Raw genomic sequence first — 1,759 nt, 5'->3', positions numbered from 1 at the left:
AAGAGATCTCTTCTATCCCGAACGTACCTATGAGCGTATCGTCTCTGTACTTGGGATTGAAGAACGCGCTCGCCTTATTGAGTATATTTCAAAATCGGCAATCGATCAGAAACGATCAGATGCCATTGAAGCTCTCACGAGAGTACATGATATGCTGAACAGAACAGAGTTCACCGGTAAGACTGAGGCATAATTAAGATGTCAGCAGACGACGGAATGATATATTTGCCCGGTACAGGGACGGGACATTTGGAGTGATAAGGATATGATTACAGTACAGGAGTATCTCAGGGAGAAGAATTGCGAGTCCGATCTTGCCGATCTTATATGCCTGATTGCAGAACAGGCAGGTCCAATCCGGAGCGCATTTATCTCGAATCAGCGGTATGCCGCCTCACTCAACACATCCGGTGAAGTGCAGGCCGAGATGGATACCTGGTCAGATACACATATCTCCGGAATACTTGCCGAATCAGGTCTTGTCTCTCTGATCGCATCTGAAGAGCAGGAGAAGGTCTTCGCGTGCCGGAATTCCCGGGGCCGGTATTCTGTTGTGATGGATCCGCTTGATGGATCATCGCTGATTGCTGTGAATCTTGCAGTTGGTACAATTGTCGGAATCTATGAGGGATGTTCAGTCCTGAGAAAGGGAAATGAGATGAGAGCCGCCCTCTATCTTCTTTATGGCCCGATGACGACCCTCACACTCTCAATAGGATCAGGGGTCGCTCTCTTCTCCCTGGCAGATGACGGGCGGTATCTGCTGATGGAGGATTCCATCACAATGCCGGAGGGTACTATCTATGGGAGTGGTGGCAAGCGGCCGGAATGGACAAAAAAACACTCGGGATTTATTGCCTCGCTTGAGGATGAAGGTGCAAAGAGCCGTTATTCTGGTTCATTTGTGGCAGACTTCCACCAGATCCTCAAATATGGCGGCCTCTATGCATACCCTGCCGCGCGTGGAAAGCCAGAAGGCAAACTCCGGCTGGTCTTCGAAGCCCAGCCGATTGGTTTCCTCGCAGAGCAGGCAGGGGGCAGGATCAGTAATGGATCTTGTGATCTACTTGATATTCTTCCTGAAGATGTCCATCAGAAGACGCCGATTTATGTCGGGAGCAGAGGGATAATCGAGCGGCTGGAAGCGCTGCCCGAATAAGGGAGTTCGTAGGTATGACGGACTCTTTGCTGTTGAAATGCACCCTGATCACCTCCCGCCCCGGCGGATTTCCGGCAGGACACCGCCTACATCCCGGTATTCTTGAGCTCTCTGCCCGCCTGCTGAAGAAAGAGGAGGGTGGAATTCTGATTGATTCCTTTGTTTTTCGATGCGGGGATACGCTTGGTTTTCTCATAACACACACACAAGAGGTAGAGATTAATTCTCTGGTAAAGAGGGTTCTTGAATCCTGTCGTGAATATCTTGGGAAGAAGAATATCTTCTCTCCTGCGCAAGCTTCCACAGTATCATGCACGCTCTCGTTTGCTGAGCGCAGATCTGAAGAGATCCTTCTCTTCATAGCCGATCATCCAACTGCGGATCTCTTTAATCTCCATCTCTATCGTATCTTTGCCGATCCATTCTCGACAATACGGCTTGTTACTGACGATGCGCTTCTGGATGGTTTTGTCTTTTCCACATCCTTCCATGATTCCAGGCGAAGCTTCTCTCTTCCTGAGGATACATACCGTCTTCTCGCCTCGATCAGGAGACCGGAAGAGAGCAGAGTCACAATCGTATCGAAGAGAGATGGGGAGC

General features: G+C 49.8%; 2 protein-coding genes and 1 pseudogene. All 3 read left to right on the top strand.

The window, feature by feature from the left end; translation table 11 throughout:
• Positions 1-193, top strand: a pseudogene (locus tag QCH34_RS12010) (hypothetical protein); the annotation flags it as partial.
• Between the two features lie 72 nt (positions 194-265).
• Positions 266-1,159, top strand: a complete 894-nt coding sequence (locus QCH34_RS12005; RefSeq protein WP_300334483.1) for a class 1 fructose-bisphosphatase — start codon at positions 266-268, stop codon at positions 1,157-1,159.
• A gap of 14 nt (positions 1,160-1,173) precedes the next feature.
• A partial coding sequence (locus QCH34_RS12000) for a fructose 1,6-bisphosphatase (protein WP_300334482.1) occupies positions 1,174-1,759 on the top strand: 586 nt, incomplete at its 3' end.

It is taken from the genome of Methanocalculus sp., from assembly GCF_029762515.1.
GTDB lineage: Archaea > Halobacteriota > Methanomicrobia > Methanomicrobiales > Methanocorpusculaceae > Methanocalculus.
This window is presented reverse-complemented; position numbering and strand designations above follow the sequence as displayed.

Excerpts from the sequence above, each read along its gene's own strand:
- QCH34_RS12005 (WP_300334483.1), top strand. The coding sequence starts at position 266 with ATGATTACAGTACAGGAGTATCTCAGGGAGAAGAATTGCGAGTCCGAT.